Genomic DNA, 21546 nt, shown 5'->3' on the forward strand with positions numbered 1-21546 from the left:
CGTCGGCAGAGAACGGCCTGTGCCGCAGGAGGGAGTCGGTCATGAGCGTCACCCAACGGTCCGCCGAATCAGGGTCAGGGGCGGATCCGGCGCCGCCCAGTCCGCGTTCCGTGCGCCGCGCGATACTCGCGGGATGCCTCGGCACGGTGATTGAGTACTACGATTTCAGCATTTACGGCTACCTGGCCGTGGTTATGGCTCCGCAGTTCTTTCCGAGCAGTGACCCGACGGCTTCGGTGATGGCTGCCCTCGCGGTGTTCGGCACCGGACTTGTCGTGCGACCGCTCGGGGGTATCTTCTTCGGGCGGCTCGGCGACCGGTTCGGCCGCCGTAGGGCGCTGGTCTCCTCGGTGCTATGCATGGGGGTCGCCAGCAGTATCACCGGGCTACTGCCGACGTATCACCAGATCGGTGTGACGGCCGCAGTGCTGCTGTTGCTCGCCAGGATGGCGCAGGGGGTTTCCTCCGGCGGCGAGTCGGTCGGCGCGTACGCCTACGTCTATGAATCGGCGCCGCCTCGTAGTCGGGCCTTCCTCGGTGGATTTACGCCCATGGGGTCCAACCTCGGGTTCGCGCTCGCAGCCGCAGCAGCAGGCGCGGTCTCTGGACTCACCACGCAGGATCAGATGGCGGCATGGGGCTGGCGCCTGCCCTTCCTGATGGCCGTGCCCCTCACCCTGTTCTGCCTCTGGGCCCGACTGCGGATCGAGGACACTCCTGAATTTGCCGCGGCCGCCCAGCGTCGCGACATTCCTACTGCCCCGGTCCGCGAGGTCCTCTCGACCCACCGCAGGGCGCTTCTGCAGGCCGTGGGGTTGTCGGTGGCCCAGAGCGGTGCCCTTTTCCTCGGCCTGACGTACATCGGTGTCTATCTGACCACCGACCTGGGGTATGACCCGACCCACGTGTTCTGGATGACCTCGGGCGTTGTGTTCGTCTCCGTGCTGGTCATGCTGCCGGCGGGTTGGCTTGCCTCCCGGTTCGGCTGCCGTCGCATCGTGATGGTCGGCTTTCTGGGGTTCCTGGTGACCGCTTATCCCGCGATGTCGCTGATGGGCCGGCATAGTCTGGCCCTTACTGCTGCGGCATACCTCCTGTTCCTCTCGTGCGGCTCGCTGGTGCTGGCTCCTGCGGCCAGCCTGTGGCCGCGTCTGTTCGAGCGCCGGGTCCGTTACACCGGCATGGCCATCGGCTACAACGTCGGCGTCGTCCTCGCCGGCGGTACGGCTCCCTACATCGCGGCCTACCTGGTCCACCAGACAGGCAACCTGCTCGCCCCGGCGTTCTTCGTCATGGCGGTGTGCGTGATCGGAATCGGTGTACTTCTCACCATCCGCAAGGACGTATAGCGGCACCGACCGTCCAAATGGCCGCCGGGCATGGCACCGGCGGCCATTTGCGCCACTCCCCCTCAGCTGCCGGCCCCGGCATCGGAAGCACGGGCATGACCGGTCCGGCCTATGGTCTGCCCGCCGTCGACGAGGAACTCGCCCCCGGTGGTGTAGGAGGCGTCATCGCTGGCGAGGAAGAGCACCATGCGGGTGACCTCCTCAGGCTCCCCGATACGCGGCAGTGGCTGCTGCGCGAACAACTCGGGGGTGGCGCCCTCTCCCATGGGCGTCCTGATGACACCTGGGTGTACGGAGTTGATGCGTACCCCGGTGCCTGCCAGGTCCAGCGCCGCTGCCTTGGTCATGCCGCGCACGCCCCACTTGCTCGCGACGTAGCCGATGCCGTCGGCGAAGCCCATGAGGCCGGCCGCCGAGGAGATGTTGACGATGGCTCCGCGGCCGCGGTGGCGCATGGCGGGCAGGACGGTGTGCATGCCGAGGAAGGCACCCACCAGATTGACGTCGAGGATGCGGCGGAACTGATCAGGGGACTGCTCCTCGACCCCGCCGTGGTAGATGATCCCCGCATTGTTGATCAAAATGTCCACAGGGCCGAAGGCGTCCTCCACCGCGCCGACAACGGACTGCCACGACTCTTCGCTGGTGACATCGAGGTGCCAATACTGTGCGTGGGCGAGTTCCTTGGACAGGGCCTCTCCCTCCCCGTCCAGCACATCGCAGAGGGCGACCCGGGCACCTTCCGCGACCAAACCGCGGACATGTGAGGCGCCCATGCCCCGAGCACCGCCTGTGACGATCACGACTTTTTCGGCAAAGCGCATTCCAAACTCTCCTTCTGTAGACGCTAGTGGGCGAACCGGAGGAAGTTGGGCCTCAGTCGGGCACCAGGACGGCCCTCCCCTGCACTCGGCCGCGCCGGAGCCGCTCGAAGGCCTCCGTCGCGGCGGACAGCGGGAACTGCTCCGTCTCGACGTGGATCGCCCCTGAGCGGGCCAGCGCGATGACCTCGGCGAGCTCGGTGCGGCTTCCCCAGAAGGGCAGCGAGAGGCTGAAGCCCTTTGGCAGCGCACCTGGCTTGCGTACCGTCAGGTGGCCGCCGCCACTGCCGACCAGTGCGAGTGCACCGCCCGGGCGCAGCACGCTCGTCGCGAGTTCCAACGACTCGGTGGTGCCGGCGAAGTCGAGCACGGCGTCCGCTCCGACGCCTCCGCTCTCCGCCCTGAGCACACGGCCGGTGTCCGCGTGCAGCAAAGTGCCGAAGTGCGCTCCGCAGCGGTGTGCGAGAGCCACCGCTTCCTCTCGGATGTCGACCGCGAGAATGCGGCAATGCGTGGTCGCACGGAGAATCTGGACGGCCAGATGCCCGAGTCCGCCGACGCCGATGACGACGGCGGTGGAGCCTGCTTCGAGCGTATGCCGCAGGCCGGCGACGGCATGGTAGGACGTCAGGCCCGCGTCGGACAGCGGCGCCGCTTGGTGAGCCGCGAGGTCGTCGATCGGCACCAGATGTCGGGCGGACGGGACGAGGACGTATTCGGCCATTCCTCCGTCTCGTCCCAGTCCGGCCCCGTTCCAGGTGAGGGCGTCGCGCCGGTCGCAGTAGTTGTCCATACCAGCGGTGCAACGGTCGCAGGCGCCGCAGCCCCACGGTCCGTGAAGCACTACGCGTTCGCCTACCGCTACTCCCTCGGTGCCCGCTCCGAGCGCTGCGACGCGCCCGGCGACCTCGTGGCCGAGGGTGAACGGAAGTTGGTAGGGGAAAGCCCCTTCAGGCGCCTCGGCAAGGTGGAGGTCGGAGTGACAGAGCCCGGCGGCCTCCACCCGCAGCAACACCTCGCTGCCGTGCGGGACCGGACGCTCGACCTGGACCGGAGCCGGAGGCTCTCCCCACTTGATCAGCCGCAGTGCCTGCATCTTCACCGTCTCCGATCTCATAAGACCCACGGTCGCCACGGTAACAGAAATGAAGTCAATTCAATAAGTGAGGCAGCCGGCTCCGGCAAGGGTGGTAGCCGTGGCCCGGCGACAATGCTGTTGCAGCCGTTGTCAAGGAACTGAACTGCCCGCTGCCAAGACGGTCGAACTCGACATGTCAGACGCGGTCGGTGTGGACGACCCGGAGCTCAGGCAGCGGATCGCGCAGGCGCTGGTCGAGGCGCGGCCAGTCGCAGTGACCGATTCACTCGAAGACGCTTCCTGGCGGCGCGTTGTCGGCTTTCGACGCCCCTGCCCACTTTCCCGGCCAGGCCGCCTTCAAGGCGGGTTCACGCGCTCAGCCAGGCCGTGGCCAAGGAGGCGATCCGCTTCGGGATCTGCCGGAACGTGGTGGCTCCGGTCCCCACGGAGGCGGGCGTGGCGACCCGAAGCCCCAAAATGTTGCGCGCTGGATTCGTCGCCCCGCGGGGGCCCGGGTGCGGAACAGCAGAGGAGGTCGCCGACACTGATCTGTTGGGAAGCGTCTGGCGGACCTGGGCCGTGCTGCTTGACGGTTCGGCGAACCGTCCGAGCGATCACCGAGCCGTCTTGCGGTGCCCCGCGCCCACCTTCATCGGGTCACCGAACGGCCGATGACCTCACGCATGATCTCGTTGGTGCCGGCCCAGATGCGCGTGACACGGGCATCCATCCAGTCCTGGGCGACGGCGCTCTCGCGCATGTAACCCAGCCCGCCGTGCATCTGGACGGCAGCATCAACGATCGTGCCCTGCACTTCGGATGACTTGAGCTTGGCCATCGCCGCCTGCTCCGGGGTGAGCTCGTGAGCGACGTGCGCCGCGATGCACGCATCGACGAACGCTTGCGTCACCTCGGCCTCGGTCACCAGGTCGGCGAGCAGGAAGCGCGTGTGCTGGAAAGCAGCAATGGTCTTACCGAACGCCTCGCGCCGTTTGACGTGGGCGATCGCCTCGTCGAGCACCTTCCTCGCGTGCGCGATGTTGCACACCGCCGAGGCGAGGCGTTCCTGGGCGAGATGCTTCATCATCGCCGGGAAGCCTCCGCCGACTTCACCGATCACCGCATCGTCGGATATCCGGACCTCGTCGAAGTAGAGCTCCGCGGTGTCACCCTGCGGCTGGCCGACCTTGGACAGTCGCCTGCCGTGGTCGAAGCCCGGTGTGCCGGCCTCCACTGCGAAGAGTGTGATCCCCTTCGAACGGCTGCCTGGTTCGGTCTGCGCTGCGACGATGGTGAGCGCCGCGGACGCGCCGTTAGTGATGAAAGTCTTGGCACCGTTGATCACCCACTCCTGCCCGTGGCGCACCGCGCGGGTCCGCAGGGCTGCCAGGTCGGACCCGCCCGACGGCTCAGTCATCGCGATGGCGGTGATCAACTCGCCTCGGCAGAACGACGGCAGCCAGCGCTTGCGCTGGTCGGGCGTCGTGAGGTTCACAAGATAGGGAGCGATGACGTGCGTGTGCACCCCCAACGCGCACGCGTACGCGAGTCCGGCCTGGACGAGTTCCTCGTCAAGGACGGCATTGAACCGGTAGTCGTCAATCCCCGCCCCGCCGAGGTCCTCGGGCACGCATAGGCCGAGGAAACCGTGGCCGCCCGCTGTGCGCCAGACCTCTTGGGGTATCTCGCCCTGTGCCCCGTGTTCCTCGACGTGGGGCTTGATCTCGCGCTCCACGAACTCGCGAACCGCGGCCCGGAAGTCCTCATGCTCGGTCTCGAAGATGGTTCGGCGCATCTCTCTCCTCGATATGGACGCTAGCCTGATACTAAACTGATTTGAATTCAGTTACGACTCTGGAGGACGGCCAGTCATGGATCTCACCGCACCACAGCCCCCGGCCGAGCTCTTCTCCCTGAAGGGCCGCACCGCGTTGGTGACCGGTGCGTCGTCGGGGCTCGGCGCCCGCTTCGCCCTGCTGCTCGCCGAGGCGGGCGCGGATGTAGTGGCCACGGCTCGCCGGGCCGACCGGCTGGCCGAGTTGGGGCGACTGCATCCCGCGATCACGCCGCTGCCGGGCGACATCGACTCGCCCGACGACCGTCGCCGGATCGTCACGGAGGCGACGGGCGAGGCCACGGGATGGGACCGCGTCGACATCGTCGTGAACAACGCGGGCATGAGCGGGCCCCTCCGTGCCGAGGAGGAGGAGCCCGACGACGTGCTGCGGCTGCTCTCGGTCAATCTGGTCGCCGCCTACGCGTTGACGCGCGACCTGGTCATGGCCGCCGATTCGCCGTCGGGGATGAGCGTCGTCAACGTCGCTTCGATCCTCGGGCTGGTGTCCGGCGCGCCGGTCGGTGGTGCGGGATACGCCTCCTCCAAGGCAGGACTCATCGGGCTGACTCGCGAGCTGGCCGGTCAATGGGGCCGGCGAGGAGTCCGGGTCAACGCCCTCGCGCCTGGCTGGTTCCCGTCCGAGATGACCGCGGGCCTGTTCGCCGATGAGCGCTCGGCCGGCTGGGTCGATCGCAACACCATGGTCGGCCGCCCGGGTGCGGACCACGAACTGGACACCGCGCTGCTCTTCCTCGTCTCCCCGGCCTCCTCCTACTGCACCGGGCAAGTGCTCGCCGTCGACGGCGGGTGGACGGCACGTTAGGCACCCGCCAAGCGGCGGATCTCCGCGCGTGCCAGTGAGTTCTTGTGGACCTCGTCGGGGCCGTCCGCGAAACGCAGCGTTCGTATCCCGGCGAAGGCCTGAGCCAGGAAGTAGTCCTGACTCAGGCCACCCGCGCCATGTACCTGGATCGCCTTGTCGAGGATCCATTCGATCGTCTTCGGTGTCGCGATCTTGATCGCTTGGATCTCCGAGTGCGCGCCCTTGTTCCCGACCGTGTCCATCAACCAGGCCGTCTTCAACACCAGCAGCCGAAGTTGCTCGATCCGGACCCGGGACTCGGCGATCCAGTCACGCACCACCCCCTGATCGGCGATCCGCTTACCGAACGCGACTCGCTCCGAGGCGCGGCGCACCATGAGCTCCACGGCACGCTCGGCGACACCGATCGAGCGCATGCAGTGGTGGATGCGACCGGGACCCAGCCGTGCCTGCGCGATGGCGAAGCCATCGCCTGCGCGGCCGATCACATTGGACACCGGCACCCGGACGTTCTCCAGCACGAGTTCGGCATGCCCGCCGTGGCTGTGGTCATCGTAGCCGAAGACGTGCATCCCGCGCAGGATGGTCAGCCCCTTGGTGTCCCTCGGGACGAGAACCTGGCTCTGCTGCTGGTGCCGAGGGGCGTCCGGATCGGTCTTGCCCATGACGATGAAGATCGCCGCGTCGGGGTTCAGCGCCCCGGTGATCCACCACTTGCGGCCGTTCAGTACGTACTCGTCGCCGTCCCGGACGATCGACGTCTCGATGTTGGTCGCGTCGGACGACGCCACACGCGGCTCCGTCATGGCGAACGACGAGCGGATCTCGCCCTTCAGCAGCGGTTCGAGCCACCGCTTCCGCTGCTCGTCGGTGCCGAACAGGTGCAGCACCTCCATGTTGCCGGTGTCGGGCGCAGAACAGTTCAGCGCGGGCGGGGCGAGGTGAAGGCTGCGCCCGGTGAGCTCGGCCAGTGGCGCGTACTGCAGGTTCGTCAGACCGCCGCCGTCCTTGCCGGGCAGGAAAAGGTTCCACAGGCCGCGTCGCCTGGCCTCGGCCCTGAGCTCCTGCAGCACGGGGACACGCGACCATGCCCACCGGTCGTCGAGTGCGGCGAGTTGTTCGGCGAATGTCTGCTCAGCTGGGTAGACGTAGTCGTCCATGAAGGAGGTCAGCTCCTCGAGCTTCACCTTCGTGACATCGTCGTGCGCGAAATCCACCTGTCCTACTCCTTCAGTGATTCGAGGCCGGCGGCGAGTGCGGGCTCGACCAGTGCCCCGGCGCGGTTGAATCCGTCACCCACGGTCCGCCCGCTGATGAAGCGGAAATGGATGCCCTCGAGGATGACGGCGAGTTTGAAGAACGCGAGGCCGAGGTGGAACCCGATCCGTGACACGTCACGTCCGCTCAGCCCGGCATAGAGATCGACCACCTCGGAGGCGCCGAGGTATCCGGCGGCCGTGGAGGCATCGGCGATGCCGTCACCCTCGGGGTGCCTGGCGAGCCGGTCGTAGGCGAGCATCAGCGCCAGATCGGCCAGCGGGTCCCCGAGAGTCGCCATCTCCCAGTCCAGCAGCGCGACGATGTTGTCCTGGTCGTTGACGAGCGTGTTGTCCAACCGGAAGTCGCCGTGCACAAGGGCCGCCTCACCCGAGGGTGGCACGGTCGACTCCAGCAGGCGCCGGAGTTCGTCGACGCCTGCGAGGTCGCGGCTGCGGGACGCGTCGAGCTGGCGGCCCCACCGTCGCACCTGGCGCTCGAGGTAGCCGTCGGGGCGGCCGAAGTCGCCCAGACCGACCCCCGTGGGGTCGACCGTGTGCAGGGACGCCAGTGTGGAGACCAGACGGCGTGATATTGCTTCGATCCGCCCGGCTCCGAGCGGCTCGAGTTGCGAGCGCCAGCGGAAGGTCGTTCCCTCGACGCGCTCCATCACGTAGAACGGGGCACCGATGACGTCGGGCGACTCGCACAGCAGATACGTGCGCGGGACGGGGACCTGACTGCCGTGCAGGGCCGTCATTACGCGATGCTCGCGGCTCATGTCGTGGGCGGTCGCCAGCACATGGCCAAGAGGCGGGCGCCGCACGACCCAGTGCCGTGATCCGTCACTTACGTCGTAGGTGAGGTTGGACTTCCCGCCCGCGATCACGGAGCCGGTCAACTCACCGCAGGTGGTGCCGGGCAGCGCCGATTCGAGGTGGGCTCGGAGGGCGGCAAGGTCCAAACCGGGCGGTTCGGCCGTGCGCGTCCCGGTCGCATCGGTCATCGGCCCTGGAACTCCGGCTTGCGCTTCTGCTCCATCGCGTCGAGCGCCTCCTTGTGATCGGCGCTGACGAAGGTCAGGACCTCGAGCGCGGTTGAGTAGTCGAATGCGGTGGTCATCGCTTGCTTGATCATCTGGTTGACCGCAACCTTCGTGTAGGAGATCGCCACCGATGCACCGGAGGCCAGGCGGTGTGCCCAGGCGTGGGCCCGCTCGGCCAGTTCGCTGTCCGGCACGCACTCCGTGACGAGCCCGAGCCGCTCGGCGTCGGGGCCCGTCAGCGCCGAGCCGGTGAGCAGGTAACGCTTGGCCTGGATGGGGCCGATGAGCATGGGCCACAGCACCGCGCCGCCGTCTCCCGCCACGAGGCCCACCTTCACGTGCGGGTCGGCGATCGTGGCCGACTCCCCCATGACGACGACGTCGCACAGCAAGGCGAGTGTCGCGCCCAGCCCGACCGCCGGGCCGTTGACTGCGGCCACGATCGGAACCTCGACGTCGAGCGCGTTCCAGACGAGCTGTTTGCCCTCGTTGCGAAGGTTGCGGAGCGTGTCAGGCCCTTGCTCCCGCATCCAGGCGAAGTCGCCACCCGCACTGAAAGCCGTGCCTGAGCCGGTCAGGACCACGGCTCGCGCCGCCCGCTCGTTCTTCAGCTGCTCGAAGAGCCTGCCGAGCTCACGATGCATGGGCCCGTCCACGGCGTTGACGGCATTGTGCGGGTTCGCCAGCGTCACGTGGAGGATGTCGTTCTTGCGCACGACTTCGATCGTGTTGAAGTCGTATCGAGTGTCCGGATCGCTACCCATCACAGCAAGGGCCCCTTCCCTCTCTAGCTTTACTGAATTCAATTCAGATAGTATGGGGCGACGTCGGACGAGACAAGACCAGGAGGGCATCGATGCCACGCGCCGCTTCCCAGACCGCCCTCGACTCCTGGCGCTCGCGCGTCCGCGCGGCTCCCGGCTCCACGGCCCTCGTCTACTTCGACCGCACGCTGTCGGTGGGCGAGACCGACGACCTGTCTGACGCCGTGGCCGTAGTACTGAAGGAACGCGGCGTGGGCTGCGGGGATGTCGTCGGCATCGCCCTGCAGAACTGTCCGCAGTTCGTGCTGACCGTGTTCGCGCTCTGGAAGATCGGGGCGGCCCCACTGCTGATCAACCCCATGTACCACGGCGAGGAACTGGAGTACCTGCTGTCCGACTCCGGCGCCGTGGGAGTCGTCTGCGACACCCGCGAGGCGGAGCACGTCAGCGCGACGGGCGAGCAGGTCGATGCGTGGTCGCTGGCCACCTCCTCACGGCACTTCCAGACGCGAGACGATGACCGCGTTCTGGGGCCCGAGCCGGCCGCTGCGCACCAGGCAGACCTCGTCGAGCTGGCGGTGCGACGCCTGGGAGAACGGCCAGGGGTGATAATCCCCGACCCGGCATCATGTGCCTTCCTGACCTACACATCAGGGACCACAGGACCACCGAAGGGCGCCGTGAACACTCACGCGGCCGTGCTGGCGTCGGCATCGGGGTTCGCGTCCGTGGCCGGGCTCGACGAGCGGGACACTGTGCTGGCGATGGCGCCGTTGTTCCACATCACGGGTGCGGTGATCAACGCGGTGGTGGGGCTTGTCAGTGGCAGTCCGCTGGTACTGACCGAACGTTTTCATCCCGAAGTGGTGCTCGATGCCTTCGTCGAGCACCACGTGACCTTCACCGTCGCCGCGATCACGGCGTACCTCTCGCTCGCAGGCAGCACCAGGGCCACACCGGAGGTGTTCGCCGGCGTCCGAGCCCTCTACTCGGGAGGCGCACCGGTGTCCCCGGCTACGGTCGAGTCGCTGGAGCGCAGACTCGGCCATTACGTGCACAACGTCTACGGCATGACCGAGACGACGTCGGCGGTTGTCGCGGTGCCCCTCGGCACCCGCGCTCCGGTCGATTCAGCTTCCGGGGTTCTGTCCGTGGGCAAAGCCATGCCGGGGGTGACCCTTCGAGTGATCGACCCGGACGGTTCCCCGCTCGGCCCGGGAGGGCAGGGCGAACTCGAGGTGTCCGGGCCATCGGTGGTCCCCGGGTACTGGCGCAACCCTGATGCGACGGCCGACGCGATGCCCAACGGTGCCTTGAGGACCGGGGACGGCGCCGTCGTGGACGCCGACGGCTGGGTGTACATCGTTGATCGTCTGAAGGACCAGATCAACACCTCCGGCTACAAGGTCTGGCCGCGCGAGGTGGAGGAGGTCCTGCTTCGCCACGACGACGTGCAGCAGGTGGCTGTCGTCGGCCTGCCGGACGCCTATCGCGGCGAGCGCGTGAGCGCCTTCGTGGTCACGAAGCCGGGCTCGGCCGTGACGGACATGGACCTCATCGCCTTGGCGCGCAAGTACCTGGCGGCCTACAAGGCGCCACGGGAGGTCCGCCTGGTCGCGCACCTCCCTACGACGACATCGGGGAAGATCCAGCGCCGCCACCTGCGCTCACAAAACCTCAACCAGCAAGGCAACAACATGATCTGAATTCGACTGAATCACGAGCATCCGTCACAGCAGCCCGTCCGTCCCGGCAGACAGGAAGCCCAACACGCCATGACGATCAAGTCAGTAGCACCCCCCACGGATCACGACACCGCTCTGGTCGTCGTCGACCACGAACCCCTGGACTCGGCAGGCCAGGTGGCCGCCGTCCTTCGTTTCAATCGCCCGGACCAGCTCAACGCGATCAACTGGGACACCCAGCGAGAACTCGCGAAGGCACTGGCCTCCGCCGAAGCAGACCCTGACGTCCGTGCCGTGTTGATCACCGGAACAGGCCGTGGGTTCAGCGCGGGAGGCGACATCACTGCGTACCGGAAGCTGCAGGCCGACCCTGTGGCGTTCACCAAGTTCGTTGACGAGTACTGCCGGCTGGTCGAGGGTGTCGCGTCGATGACCAAACCCGTTGTCGCGCTCGTCAACGGCATCTGCGCCGCAGGGGGCACCGAGTTGCTGCTCGCCTGCGACTTCGCCTGGGCCGCGGAATCGGCGCGCATCGGTGACATGCACATCAATTTCGCGCAGATCGGCGGAGCCGGAGCACTCGCGAGGCTCCCCCGGCTCGTCGGCTCGTCCCGCGCATTGGAACTGGCATTCTCCGGGCGCATGCTCGACGCCCGCGAGGCGCTCGACTGGAGGCTGGTCAACCGGATCGTGCCGGATGACCAGTTGATCGACGAGGGCATCGAGTTCGCCCGCGGATTGGCGCTCAAGAGCCCCACGGCGCTGCACTACATGAAGAAGACCATCTGGGCGGGCCTGGGAACCGACTTCGCGCACGCGCTGAGGATCGAGCGCGACAACGCACTTGAGTACTGCCTTACAAAACCGGACTCGATGGAAGGCATCAACGCCTTCATCGAGAAGCGCCAGCCGTCCTTCCGGAGCCTGTGATGACCACCGTCCGCAGGCCCACCTTCGCCGGGAGGACAGCCATCGCCGGGGTCGGCTACACCGCACTGAGCCGCGACTCCGGCGCCAGCGTCCTCGACCTTGCGACGACGGCCTGCCGCGCCGCCGCTGACAACGCCGGTCTCGACACAGCAGAGATCGACGGAATCGTCACCTACAGCCTGCTCAACGACTCTGTCTACGGCCAGGCGGTCGCCGCCGGCCTCGGCGGGCGCCCGCTCGACTTCGCGATCGACCTGAGCCTCGGCGGGCAAGCGCCGTGCTTTGCGGTCACCCTCGCGGCCATGGCGGTGGAGTCCGGAATGGCACGCAACGTTCTCGTCTTCCGCGCACTCAATGGCCGCAGCGGCCTGCGGATAGGCTCGACGAGCTACGAGTCGCTGACCAGCGACTTTCGTTATCCGATCGGATTCGGCGCCTACCCGCAGTACATCGCCATGTGGGCGCGGCGCTACATGGTGGAGACCGGCACCACCTCCCGTGACCTCGGCGAGATTGTCGTCGCCCAACGTGAGTACGCCGCACGCAACGAGCGGGCCATCCTGCGCAATCCGCTGACGATCGACGAGTATCTCGCCAAGCCGTGGGTCGTCGACCCGTTCCGCACTGCGGACTGCACCCCCGAGGTCGACGGAGCCTGCGCCGTGCTCGTCACGTCCCTCGATCATGCGCGCGACCTTCGCCAGCGTCCCGCCGTCATCGACAGCGCCGCATGGACGACGCCACGCGGATCGGGCATCGACATGTCCGATCTCTTCAGCTGGGAGGACTGGTCCGTGAACTGCCATACATACCTCGCCGACCGGCTCTGGGGCGCGGCGAGCGTCACGAAGGACGAAGTCCAGTTCGCCGAGATCTACGACTGTTTCAGCGCGGTCGTCCCCATGACACTGGAAGGGCTCGGGATCTGCGCCCGCGCTGAGGCTCCGGCGTTCGTCGCGAGCGGCGCCACGCGGGCGAACGGCTCGCTCCCGATCAACACCCATGGGGGCCTGCTCAGTGAGGGGTATCTCCACGGGATGAACACCTTGGCGGAAGCCGTCCTGCAGATCCAGGGCAACGAGGGTGACCGGCAACTCGACCGCAATGACGTCGCGGTCGTCACGTCCGGCGCGATGATGGACGGCTCGTCCCTCATCCTGACCGGGGACAGGGCATGAACGGGCCGGGCGCTGCGGGGTATGTCGTCCCCACACCGAACCGCGACACGGCAGCGTGGTGGGAAGCGATGGCGCAGGGACGCCTCACCATTCCGGAGTGCACGAACTGTCGCCGGCGGTTCTTCCCGCCGCAGCCCTTCTGCCCGCACTGCGGCTCCCAGGGGTGGAACCTCGCGCCGGTGCGGGGCGATGGCCGCGTCTACTCCTGGGTGGTCGCCAACAGGTCGTTCGCCCCTGAGTTCGACAAGGATGTGCCTTACGGGATCGTGGCGGTGGATCTCAGCGACGGTGGCCGTCTGATCGGGCGCTACCTCGGTGACCCCTCAGACCTCCTGGCGGGCCTTGCGGTGGTCGCCGAAGTGGAGCGCAAGGACGGTTTCGGACTCCTGTGGTTCGCACCCGCAGAAGCTCAGGACAGGAGGAGGCGAAGCTGATGCGGATGCAGGACAGGGTTGCGATCGTGACGGGCGCGGGCGGCGGGCTGGGAAAGGCGCAGGTACGCCTGCTTGCCTCCGAGGGGGCGCACGTCATCGCGACGGACATCGATGTCCACTGCGGCGACGAGTTGACCGACTCGAACGCAGCCGCCGGTGGGGAGGTGGTCTTCCATCAGGCCGACGTCACCGTGCCGGGCGACTGGGACCGGCTGATCGACACAGCGATGGAGCGCCACGGCCGGATTGACGCACTGGTCAACAATGCCGGGCTGAGCGGGCTGACCTTTCCCGATCATGAAGACCTGGACGGTTGGAACACGCTCATGTCCGTGAACGCGACGAGCGTGTATCTGGGGACGACCAAAGTCGGGAAGCGCATGGCGGCCGCGAAGCGCGGCTCGATCGTCAACATCTCGTCCATCGTGGGCATCGTGGGAGGCACCGGGGGCCACCCGGGGTACTACGCGTCCAAGGGTGCCGTGCGCTCGTTCACCAAGATGGCCGCCCTGCGCCTCGGGCGCGACAACGTCCGGGTGAACTCGGTGCATCCCGGCTACATGCCCGCGATGCGGGGCGGCTCGACCTCGGCCTCGGAACGCGGCACCGACACGGAGAGCATCCCGCTCGGTCGGCTAGGAGAGCCGCGGGAGATCGCGTACGGGGTCTTGTTCCTCGCTTGCAATGAATCGTCCTACATGACCGGGAGTGAGCTGGTCATCGACGGGGGCTTTCTCGCCCGGTGAGCCTGCCTGGCGGCCGCGCGCTCACACGATCGCGCGGCCGCCGTCGGCGCTGAGCACGGCGCCGGTGACGTAACTGGAGGCTCTGGAAGCAAGGAAGACGACCGCGCCGGCGAGTTCCTCAGGGCGCCCGAACCGGCCCATAGGAATATCGGCGGTCAAGTGCTCGAGCCGCTCCTTTTCGATGGTGTCGGCCATGCCGGTGGCGATGAACCCCGGAGCCAGGGCGTTGACCCGTACACCCTTGTGCGCCCATTGCGCCGCGAGATCGCGGGTCAGGCTGATGATGGCCCCTTTTGACGTGGTGTAGCTGATCGTTGACCCGTCCCTGGGCAGCAACGTGGTCAGGCCGCCGAAGGACGACACGTTGATGATCGAGCCAGAGCCCTGGGTGAGCATGACCCGGCCGGCTGCTTGGGCGAGCAGGAAGGTGCCGGTCAGGTTGACGTCGATGACCCGGCGCCAGCCACGCTCGATCGGCACCTCCTCGGGGGGCGCCGCCCAGAAGATGGCGGCGCTGTTGACGGCTACGTCGATGCGTCCCGTCACCCCGAGCGCAGCGGTCACGAACGACTGCACGCTTTCCTCGTCGCTCACATCCAGGCTGTGGGCGAGCGCCGTCACGCCGTGCTCGCGCGTGAGCCGCCGGGCAAGCTCCTCGCAGCGGTCGACGCGGCGGGCACCGAGCACGAGGTGGCAACCGCGGGCCGCGAGCGCGTCCGCCATCGCCTCGGCGATGGCGCCGTGCCCGCCGGACAGGACCGCGACGTGGTCATGGAGATCGAACAGGTCGCGCATACGGCTCCTTTTTTGAAGTGACTTCAATGATGCGCACAGAGGGGTTCCGCTGCGGGCGTCCGCAAGTACTATAACCCTGGGCTACTAATATGAACTCAACTCAGTTAGGTTCAGAGGTGTCACCCCGGCGAAGACATGGCGGGTGCACGAGAACCGAGGCGATGCACGGCGAGCAGGCGTGCGCACAAGGAGGTGCCAAATGAGACTTCAGGATCGCGTGGCGGTCGTGACGGCCGGCGGGTCCGGCATGGGCCAGGCCAGCGCTCGACGACTTGCGGCGGACGGTGCCACCGTCGTGGTGGCCGACATCAACAAGGAGTCGGCGCGCGAAACGGTCGAGCTGATCGAGGCCGACGGCGGCAGCGCTGAGGCGGCGGAGGTCGACGTGGCCGACGTCGATGACCTGAAAGGTCTCTTCGCGGACATCGACCAGCGTCACCGGCGCCTCGACATCCTTTTCAACAACGCCGGCATACCAGGCGCGGCGGGCATCGACATCACGCTGGAGGAGTGGGATCGCGCCGTCAACATCAACATGCGCGGTGCGTACTTCGCGACCATGTACGCACTGCCGGCGCTCCGGCGTGCCGAGGGCCGCGGCGCCGTCATCTTCAACGCCTCCACCGGCGGTCTCGTCGGTTCACCAGGTGCGCCGCTGTACGGAATGACCAAGGGGGGCGTCGTATTGCTCATGCAGTCGCTCGCGCTGACCCTCGCCTCCGAGGGCGTCCGGGTCAACGCCGTCTGCCCGGGAATGATGGATACGCCGATGCTGCCGCGCTTCTTTTCCCGTGAGGAGAACCCTGCCGTCGAGGAGAAGATCCCCGGCTACGTCAAGCGCCAGGTGCCCATGGGCAGGCTCGGGCAGCCGGACGAGGTCGCCGACGTCGTGGCGTTCCTGGCCAGTGACGATGCCCGCTTCGTGACCGGCGTGGCCATGCCGGTCGACGGCGGCTACGTCGCGAAGTGACATCCCCGCATCGGAAGGCAAGGCCATGACCAGTACGACCACCGGCCACGCGGCCGCACCCATTCCTACCTGGGCCCTTGACCTCTTCATCGACGGTAAGCCCGAGCCGGGACGCGACGCCCCGGTCACGGTGTTCGACCCGGCAACGGAGCTTGAACTCGCGGCGGTACCGCAGGCCGACGTGGAGCAGGTCGACCGTGCTGTCCTGGCGGCTCGCCGGGCGTTCGACAGCGGTGCCTGGACGGCGCTCGGCGCCCGAGGCCGTGCCCGGCTGATGCACCGGCTCGCCGACGAGCTCGAGCGTCGGTCCGAGGAACTGGCGGCAGCCATCACCTATGAGTGCGGCACGCCGATCGCCCAGTCACGGGTCGGCCAGGTCAAGATGCCGCTCGACATCCTGCGCTCCTATGCCGATCTCGCCGCGGTGGACCGCACCGAGCCGCTCGGAGTCGACCTCGGGCCGATGCCCAGTGACAGCCTGGTCAACCATCAGCCGGTCGGCGTGGTCGCAGTCATCCCCGCCTACAACTACCCGCTCGTTCTCGCCCTGCGGACGATGGGTGGTGCCCTGGCCGCCGGTTGCACCGTGGTGATCGCCCCCAGCCCCAGGGCTCCGCTGGCGACGCTCATGCTCGCCGAGTCGATCGCCGCCGCGGACTTCCCACCCGGCGTGGTCAACATCGTGCTCGGCGGTCCGTCGGTCGGGCGCAGGCTGACCAGCCATCCCGAGATCGACAAGATCGGCTTCACCGGCTCGCGCCAGGTCGGCGAGCAGATCATGCAGCAGGCCGCGCCCAGCCTGAAGGGCGTGACCCTCGAGCTGGGAGGCAAGACGCCGACCGTCGTGCTGCCCGGCGTGGAACTGGCGCCGCTCGTGCGTCGCATGCACCTCAAGTACCTGATGAACGCAGGCCAGGCATGCGCGGCACCTTCGCGTCTGCTCGTCCACCGTGACCAGCACGACGAGTTCGTCGAACTGAGCGCGGCTGCCTATACGAAGATCCGGACCGGGGACCCGTGGCACCCGAAGACGATCGTCGGTCCGCTCATAGGGCCGGAACATCGGCGACGGGTCGAGGAATTGGTCGATGCGGCCGTCCGAGACGGCGCTGTCGTCGCCGCCGGCGGCGGCCGTCCGGAGATCGAGAAGGGCTGGTTCATGAACCCCGTCCTGCTGGACCACGTCGCCCCGAAGGCACCGATCGCGCAGGAGGAGATCTTCGGCCCGGTCGGTGTGCTCCTGACCTACGAGGATGTCGACGACGCCGTGGCACTGGCGAACGACGTGCCCTACGGCCTCGCTGCCGATGTCTTCTCGGCCACGACCGCCGAGGGTATCGGCATCGCGAAACGCCTGCGCGCCGGCACCGTCTATGTCAATGGCGGCGGAGCGTTCCGGCTGGACGCACCCTTCGGCGGTTTCAAGGCCAGCGGGATCGGCCGGGAGTACGGGGAGTGGGGCGTGCGGGAGTTCCTCGAGCCGCAGCACATCCAGTGGTCACTGTGTTGACTTCCTCCCCGCCTAAAGGCGGGGGATTCCAGCGGTCACCCGCTGGGGTTCCTGCTTCACCGACGACCGCCCCGTCCGGGAGGACTCCCGTTGAGGTCTTACACCGTCTCCACAGGCAGACGCGGCCAGCCCGGCCGCCAGGATGTTGCGTGCCGCGTTCACGTCGCGGTCGTGCACGGCGCCGCAGTCACATGTCCACTCGCGGACGTTCAGCGGCATCCTCGCCGCGACCGTGCCGCAGGTTCCGCACAGCTTCGAGCTGGGGAACCAGCGGTCGATCACGACGAGTTCGCACCCGTACCAGGCGCACTTGTACTCCAGCATCATGCGGAGATCCGTCCAGGCCGCGTCACTGATTGCGCGGGCGAGCGTGCCGTTCTTCAGCAGGTTGCGGACGGTGAGGTCCTCGATCACGACCGTTTGGTTCTCACGGACGAGACGAGTCGACAGCTTGTGGAGGAAGTCGCGGCGCCGGTCGGCGATCCGCGCGTGGACCTCGGCGACACGGCGTCGGGCCTTCTCCCGGTTCGCCGAGCCCTTCGCCTTGCGGGACAACTCCCGCTGTGCCTTGGCCAGGCGAGCCCGGTCCTTGCGCTCATGGCGCGGGTTGGCGACCTTCTCGCCGGTGGACAGCGTCACAAGGGACGTGATGCCCGCGTCGATACCGACCGCCGCATCCGTGGCCGGGGCCGGGGCGATGGTGTCCTCGCACAGCAGGGACACGAACCAGCGTCCCGCCGCGTCGCGGGACACGGTCGCCGTGGTCGGCTCCGTGCCCTCGGGCAGCGGACGCGACCAGCGGATGTCCAGGGGGCCGGCCATCTTGGCCAGAGTCAGTTGCCCGTCGCGCCACGTGAAGGCGCTGCGGGTGTACTCGGCCGACGCGCGGGACTTCTTCCGGCTCTTGTAGCGCGGATACTTCGCGCGCTTGGCGAAGAAGTTCCCGAACGCCGTCTGGAGGTGGCGCAGCGCCTGCTGGAGCGGGACGGAGGACACCTCCGTCAGGAAGGCCAGTTCCCCGGTCTTCTTCCACTCCGTGAGCGCGGCGGAGGACTGCACGTAGGAGATGCGCCGCTGCTCGCCGTACCAGGCCCGTGTGCGCTCTTCCAGCGCCTTGTTGTAGACGAGGCGGACGCAGCCGAACGTGCGGGACAGCTCGGCTGCCTGCTCGTCCGTGGGGTAAAAGCGGTACTTGAACGCCCGCTTGACCTGCTGCGTCATGCCTCACACTCTACCAAGTTCCGTGTGAGTGGCAGGTGTCGGCCGGTGGACGGCGGACACCGGTCCGCCCTGGCGGCGAACCGGCTTTTCCTGCCCCGCTCCGCAGGAGCTTCGTTCCCTCCCCGGCCTGAAGGCCGGGGTATCCACGAAGGAAGGCCCCGATGAACGACCGCTTCCACGGCCAGGTCGCGGTCGTCACTGGGTCCGCCTCCGGCATCGGCCGGTCCAGCGTCGAGCGGTTCGCAGCGGAGGGCGCGCACGTCGTGGCTGTCGATGTCACCGCGGACGCCAACAGCGCCCTGGCCGACGAGCTCGTCGGCCAGGGGCTCAGCGTCGAGGCCGTCGTGGCTGACCTCGCACAGCCCGGCGAAGTGGTGCGCGTCGCCCGACGGATCATCGACCGCTGTCCGCGGATAGATGTCCTGTTCAACAATGCGGGGCTCTTCGAGGCCGTGTCCGTGGAGGCCGTGGGTATGGAGCACTGGCGACGCGTGCTGGCGGTGAATCTGGAATGTGCTTTCCTGCTGATCCGTGAGCTGCTCCCGAGCCTGCGGGCTGCGCCGAGCGCCTCGGTGGTCAACAACGCGTCGGTGGACGGGCTCTTCGGCCACCCCGCGGCACCCGTGTACAGCCTTGCCAAGGGGGCTCTGTTGACGATGACCCGGGCGATGGCACATGAGCTGGGTACCCAGCGCATCCGGATCAACAGCGTTGTTCCCGGCGGGATCGCCACGCCGATGGCGACGCAGGTTCCCCGGCACGTCAGCGATGAAGTCGCCCGGCTGACCCCGTTGGGTCGGCTGGGGGCGCCGGCCGAGGTCGCCGAGGTTGTCCTGTTCCTCGCCTCCTCGGCCGCGTCGTTCGTCACCGGGGAGGCGATCGTGGTCGACGGCGGCCGCAACAGCCTCACTGCCGGCTCGTTGGGCCCGCCGGACCCCTGACTGTTCCGCACAACGCGTCCTGGTCAGGTCGGCCATTCCCGGGTGTTGCAGGCACAGAGGTTGCACGTGTTCGCAACCCAAATTACTGAACTGACCTCAGCACAAGTGAGTGAAGGACTGCCCGAATTTGCAGTCCTATTCATATCCAACCCGAGTTCACAAAACTCTACCTCGCAATGTTCCACGTCGACGCTCGTAAGGTGGTCGACGACCACGTCATGGGAACGCTCTTGTTCGACCGCTGGCCCAATAGTGCCCAGGCGAACGTGGCAACGATCGCGCTGGGCACCACGGTCGTTCGCTCGGCGGGTGCGACGTCTTGGAAAATGGTGAGGCGAGGAGGATGCACGTGACGCTTGTAAACAACAAACGTTCGGCCGGTGCGGCACATCCGCTTCTTCCGGCGGAGCTCCAGCAGCACTACAGGGAGCAGGGCTACTGGGAGGACCTGAACCTCGCCCATTTCGTGGAGCACTGGGCCTCGACACACCCAGAGCGCGCGGCCGTCGTCGGCGCGCTCGAGCTCACCTATGGGCAACTCTGGGACCGCGCCCGCAGGATCGCGGGGCGCCTCCTTGCCGACGGTGTCGAGCCGGGGAAGGCCGTGCTGGCCGTGCTGCCCAACTCATGGCAGGGCGTGGTGATGGAGTTGGCGGCGTCCATCGGCGGTTGGGTGTTCGTGCCGAGGGCACCGACGGTCGTGCCTGCGTTGGTCGAGCGCCTGCTCGAACAATTCGATGTCCGCGGTGTCGTACTCATGGGCGACAAGCTGGAGCACGAAGAGTGGCGGACCCTGTGGAGGAAACATCTGCGTGTGCCCGGGCGCATCGCGATGCTGCAGGGCGAGTTCGAGCACGCTGAATCCCCGGACATCCCTGTCCTCGAGGCGGTCTCGGTGAACGGGCCGATCGCGTCGCCCGTTGCGGTCGGCGGCGGCGATCCCTGTCTCGTGCTGTCGACTGGAGGCACCACGGGTTCGCCGAAGAGTATTGTCCACTGCTCCAACGCGCTCGTGTACGCCACGCGGAAGATGGCCGAGGCGCTCGACTTCACCGAACGGGACGTTTTCGTCTCGATCGCTCCCTACGGTCACGCCGGCGGCTCACTGTTCGACATCTACCTTCCTTTGATGCACGGGGCGTCTGTGCTGCCGGTGGGCCGCTGGCGTGCCCCCGACGCGGCCGAGCAGATCGCCCGCTGGCAGGGAACGGTACTCAAGACCATGGGAACGCACGTCTACGACCTGCTCGGTGTCGAGGGTGCGGTCGACCGGCTCGCCTCGCTCCGCATCGTCACCTCGGGTGCCGCCGGTGCGGAGCTCTTCCTGCGCGCGGAACGCTCGCTGAAGCTGCCGATCATTCGGAACTACGGATGTGGCGAGGTGCCAGGGCACGCCCTCGGCAGACTCACCGAGCCGTCTGAATACCGGCTGTCGCACGACGGTATCCCCTTCGCGGGCATGGAAGGAAAGCTACTTGATCCTCAGACTGCGCAGGAGGTTCCGCAAGGAACCCCGGGTAGCTACCGGTGCCGGGGGCCGAACCTGTTCCTCGGGTATGCAGGCCAGCCAGAGGTGACCGCTGCCGTCGTCGACGCCGAAGGGTTCTACGACACCGGCGACACAATGGTCCTCGACAGCACCGGCTACCTCACCTGGAGCGGCCGCACGAAGGACATCATCCGGCGAGGAGGGCTGCAGATCGACCCGCTCGAGCTGGAACGCCTTCTGTCTCGGCATCCGTCCGTGGACAGCGTCGTGGTGGTGGCGGAGCCACACCCCCGTCTGGGAGAGACGGCAACTGCAGTCGCCGTTCCGCGGGCCGGAAGCGCCGCCCCTTCCCTCGACGAACTGTGCCGGTTCCTGATCGAGCAGGGGCTACCCAAACAGGAACTGCCGGAACGACTGGTACTCCTCGACGAGTTGCCCCGAACCGATGTCGGCAAGTACCACCGGGCCGAGATCCGCCGCCGGATCGCGGACAGCGCGAAACACGCGGATCAGACGGCCCCGCCGGCCAGCCGATGAGTCGACTCGAATCGTCGGCTGATGTGCAGTGGGCCCGGATCGAGCAAGTGCGTCCGCAGTTCCCCACCGGACAGTAATGGGTTCGCTTGCCCGAGAACTACGGCAGCCGGCAGGGCGTATTCAACCGACTGCGATG

19 protein-coding genes are annotated in these 21546 nt (G+C 67.5%); 11 read left to right on the forward strand and 8 right to left on the reverse strand.

Annotated features, from left to right (window positions below):
• Positions 1-41 precede the first annotated feature (41 nt).
• Positions 42-1349, forward strand: coding sequence for an MFS transporter (locus OG303_RS03395; protein ID WP_405864548.1), 1308 nt, complete (start codon positions 42-44; stop codon positions 1347-1349).
• Positions 1350-1411: 62 nt separating this feature from the next.
• On the opposite strand, the gene OG303_RS03400 is transcribed toward OG303_RS03395, so the two are convergent.
• The 3 genes from OG303_RS03400 to OG303_RS03410 all read right to left on the reverse strand — a co-directional run bounded on the left by OG303_RS03400 (position 1412) and on the right by OG303_RS03410 (position 5043).
• The gene (locus OG303_RS03400; RefSeq protein WP_405864550.1) at positions 1412-2173 is read right to left on the reverse strand and encodes an SDR family oxidoreductase; all 762 of its coding nucleotides are present in this window, start codon (positions 2171-2173) and stop codon (positions 1412-1414) included.
• 52 nt (positions 2174-2225) lie between these two features.
• Positions 2226-3266 carry an NAD(P)-dependent alcohol dehydrogenase gene (locus tag OG303_RS03405; protein ID WP_405877062.1) on the reverse strand — a complete coding sequence of 347 codons (1041 nt, stop codon included), beginning with the start codon at positions 3264-3266 and terminating at the stop codon, positions 2226-2228.
• Between the two features lie 631 nt (positions 3267-3897).
• A complete protein-coding gene (locus tag OG303_RS03410) occupies positions 3898-5043 on the reverse strand; it encodes an acyl-CoA dehydrogenase family protein (RefSeq protein WP_405864552.1) in 1146 nt (381 codons plus the stop codon).
• Positions 5044-5119: 76 nt separating this feature from the next.
• Between OG303_RS03410 and OG303_RS03415 the strand changes: the two genes are divergently transcribed.
• Positions 5120-5908, forward strand: coding sequence for an SDR family NAD(P)-dependent oxidoreductase (locus OG303_RS03415; RefSeq protein WP_405864554.1), 789 nt, complete (start codon positions 5120-5122; stop codon positions 5906-5908).
• Here OG303_RS03415 and OG303_RS03420 read toward each other — a convergent pair.
• From OG303_RS03420 to OG303_RS03430, 3 genes are read right to left on the reverse strand one after another with little or no spacing between them, the layout of a single operon-like run.
• Positions 5905-7125, reverse strand: a complete 1221-nt coding sequence (locus OG303_RS03420; RefSeq protein ID WP_405864556.1) for an acyl-CoA dehydrogenase family protein — start codon at positions 7123-7125, stop codon at positions 5905-5907. The two genes, OG303_RS03415 and OG303_RS03420, sit on opposite strands and share 4 nt — an antisense overlap.
• A gap of 5 nt (positions 7126-7130) precedes the next feature.
• On the reverse strand, positions 7131-8171 hold the full coding sequence (locus OG303_RS03425) for a phosphotransferase family protein (RefSeq protein ID WP_405864558.1): 1041 nt from the start codon (positions 8169-8171) through the stop codon (positions 7131-7133).
• A complete protein-coding gene (locus OG303_RS03430) occupies positions 8168-9016 on the reverse strand; it encodes an enoyl-CoA hydratase/isomerase family protein (RefSeq protein ID WP_405864560.1) in 849 nt (282 codons plus the stop codon). Before OG303_RS03430 ends, OG303_RS03425 begins: the two co-directional genes overlap by 4 nt.
• A gap of 50 nt (positions 9017-9066) precedes the next feature.
• Between OG303_RS03430 and OG303_RS03435 the strand changes: the two genes are divergently transcribed.
• The 5 genes from OG303_RS03435 to OG303_RS03455 all read left to right on the forward strand — a co-directional run bounded on the left by OG303_RS03435 (position 9067) and on the right by OG303_RS03455 (position 13947).
• Positions 9067-10680, forward strand: a complete 1614-nt coding sequence (locus OG303_RS03435; RefSeq protein WP_405864562.1) for a class I adenylate-forming enzyme family protein — start codon at positions 9067-9069, stop codon at positions 10678-10680.
• A 156-nt stretch (positions 10681-10836) separates the two neighbouring features.
• Entirely contained in the window at positions 10837-11589 is a 753-nt protein-coding gene (locus OG303_RS03440) for an enoyl-CoA hydratase/isomerase family protein (protein WP_405864564.1), read from the forward strand.
• Positions 11589-12767 (forward strand): thiolase C-terminal domain-containing protein, encoded by a 1179-nt coding sequence (locus tag OG303_RS03445; RefSeq protein WP_405864566.1) that lies wholly within the window; start codon positions 11589-11591, stop codon positions 12765-12767. The genes OG303_RS03440 and OG303_RS03445 overlap by 1 nt, the downstream gene beginning before the upstream one ends.
• Positions 12764-13201, forward strand: coding sequence for a Zn-ribbon domain-containing OB-fold protein (locus OG303_RS03450; RefSeq protein ID WP_405864568.1), 438 nt, complete (start codon positions 12764-12766; stop codon positions 13199-13201). The genes OG303_RS03445 and OG303_RS03450 overlap by 4 nt, the downstream gene beginning before the upstream one ends.
• Positions 13202-13206: 5 nt before the next feature.
• Positions 13207-13947, forward strand: a complete 741-nt coding sequence (locus OG303_RS03455; RefSeq protein ID WP_405864570.1) for an SDR family NAD(P)-dependent oxidoreductase — start codon at positions 13207-13209, stop codon at positions 13945-13947.
• Positions 13948-13968: 21 nt separating this feature from the next.
• Here OG303_RS03455 and OG303_RS03460 read toward each other — a convergent pair whose 3' ends face one another.
• Positions 13969-14742, reverse strand: coding sequence for an SDR family NAD(P)-dependent oxidoreductase (locus tag OG303_RS03460; RefSeq protein WP_405864572.1), 774 nt, complete (start codon positions 14740-14742; stop codon positions 13969-13971).
• 199 nt (positions 14743-14941) lie between these two features.
• Between OG303_RS03460 and OG303_RS03465 the strand changes: the two genes are divergently transcribed.
• Together OG303_RS03465 and OG303_RS03470 are read left to right on the forward strand one after the other, a co-directional pair.
• Complete coding sequence (locus OG303_RS03465; protein ID WP_405864574.1) at positions 14942-15712, forward strand: SDR family NAD(P)-dependent oxidoreductase; 771 nt, start codon at positions 14942-14944, stop codon at positions 15710-15712.
• 25 nt (positions 15713-15737) lie between these two features.
• Complete coding sequence (locus tag OG303_RS03470; RefSeq protein ID WP_405864576.1) at positions 15738-17222, forward strand: aldehyde dehydrogenase family protein; 1485 nt, start codon at positions 15738-15740, stop codon at positions 17220-17222.
• Positions 17223-17234: 12 nt separating this feature from the next.
• Here the strand turns inward: OG303_RS03470 and OG303_RS03475 are convergent, their stop codons facing one another.
• A complete protein-coding gene (locus tag OG303_RS03475) occupies positions 17235-18443 on the reverse strand; it encodes an RNA-guided endonuclease InsQ/TnpB family protein (RefSeq protein ID WP_405864578.1) in 1209 nt (402 codons plus the stop codon).
• Positions 18444-18604: 161 nt separating this feature from the next.
• On the opposite strand from OG303_RS03475, the gene OG303_RS03480 reads away from it, so the two are divergent.
• Both OG303_RS03480 and OG303_RS03485 read left to right on the forward strand, forming a co-directional pair.
• A complete protein-coding gene (locus OG303_RS03480) occupies positions 18605-19384 on the forward strand; it encodes an SDR family NAD(P)-dependent oxidoreductase (RefSeq protein ID WP_405864580.1) in 780 nt (259 codons plus the stop codon).
• 349 nt (positions 19385-19733) lie between these two features.
• Positions 19734-21410 carry a class I adenylate-forming enzyme family protein gene (locus OG303_RS03485; RefSeq protein WP_405864582.1) on the forward strand — a complete coding sequence of 559 codons (1677 nt, stop codon included), beginning with the start codon at positions 19734-19736 and terminating at the stop codon, positions 21408-21410.
• The last annotated feature ends 136 nt before the right edge of the window (positions 21411-21546 follow it).

Origin of the sequence: Streptomyces sp. NBC_00005 (genome assembly GCF_045160215.1) — a bacterium.
Taxonomy (GTDB): Bacteria; Actinomycetota; Actinomycetes; order Streptomycetales; family Streptomycetaceae; genus Streptomyces.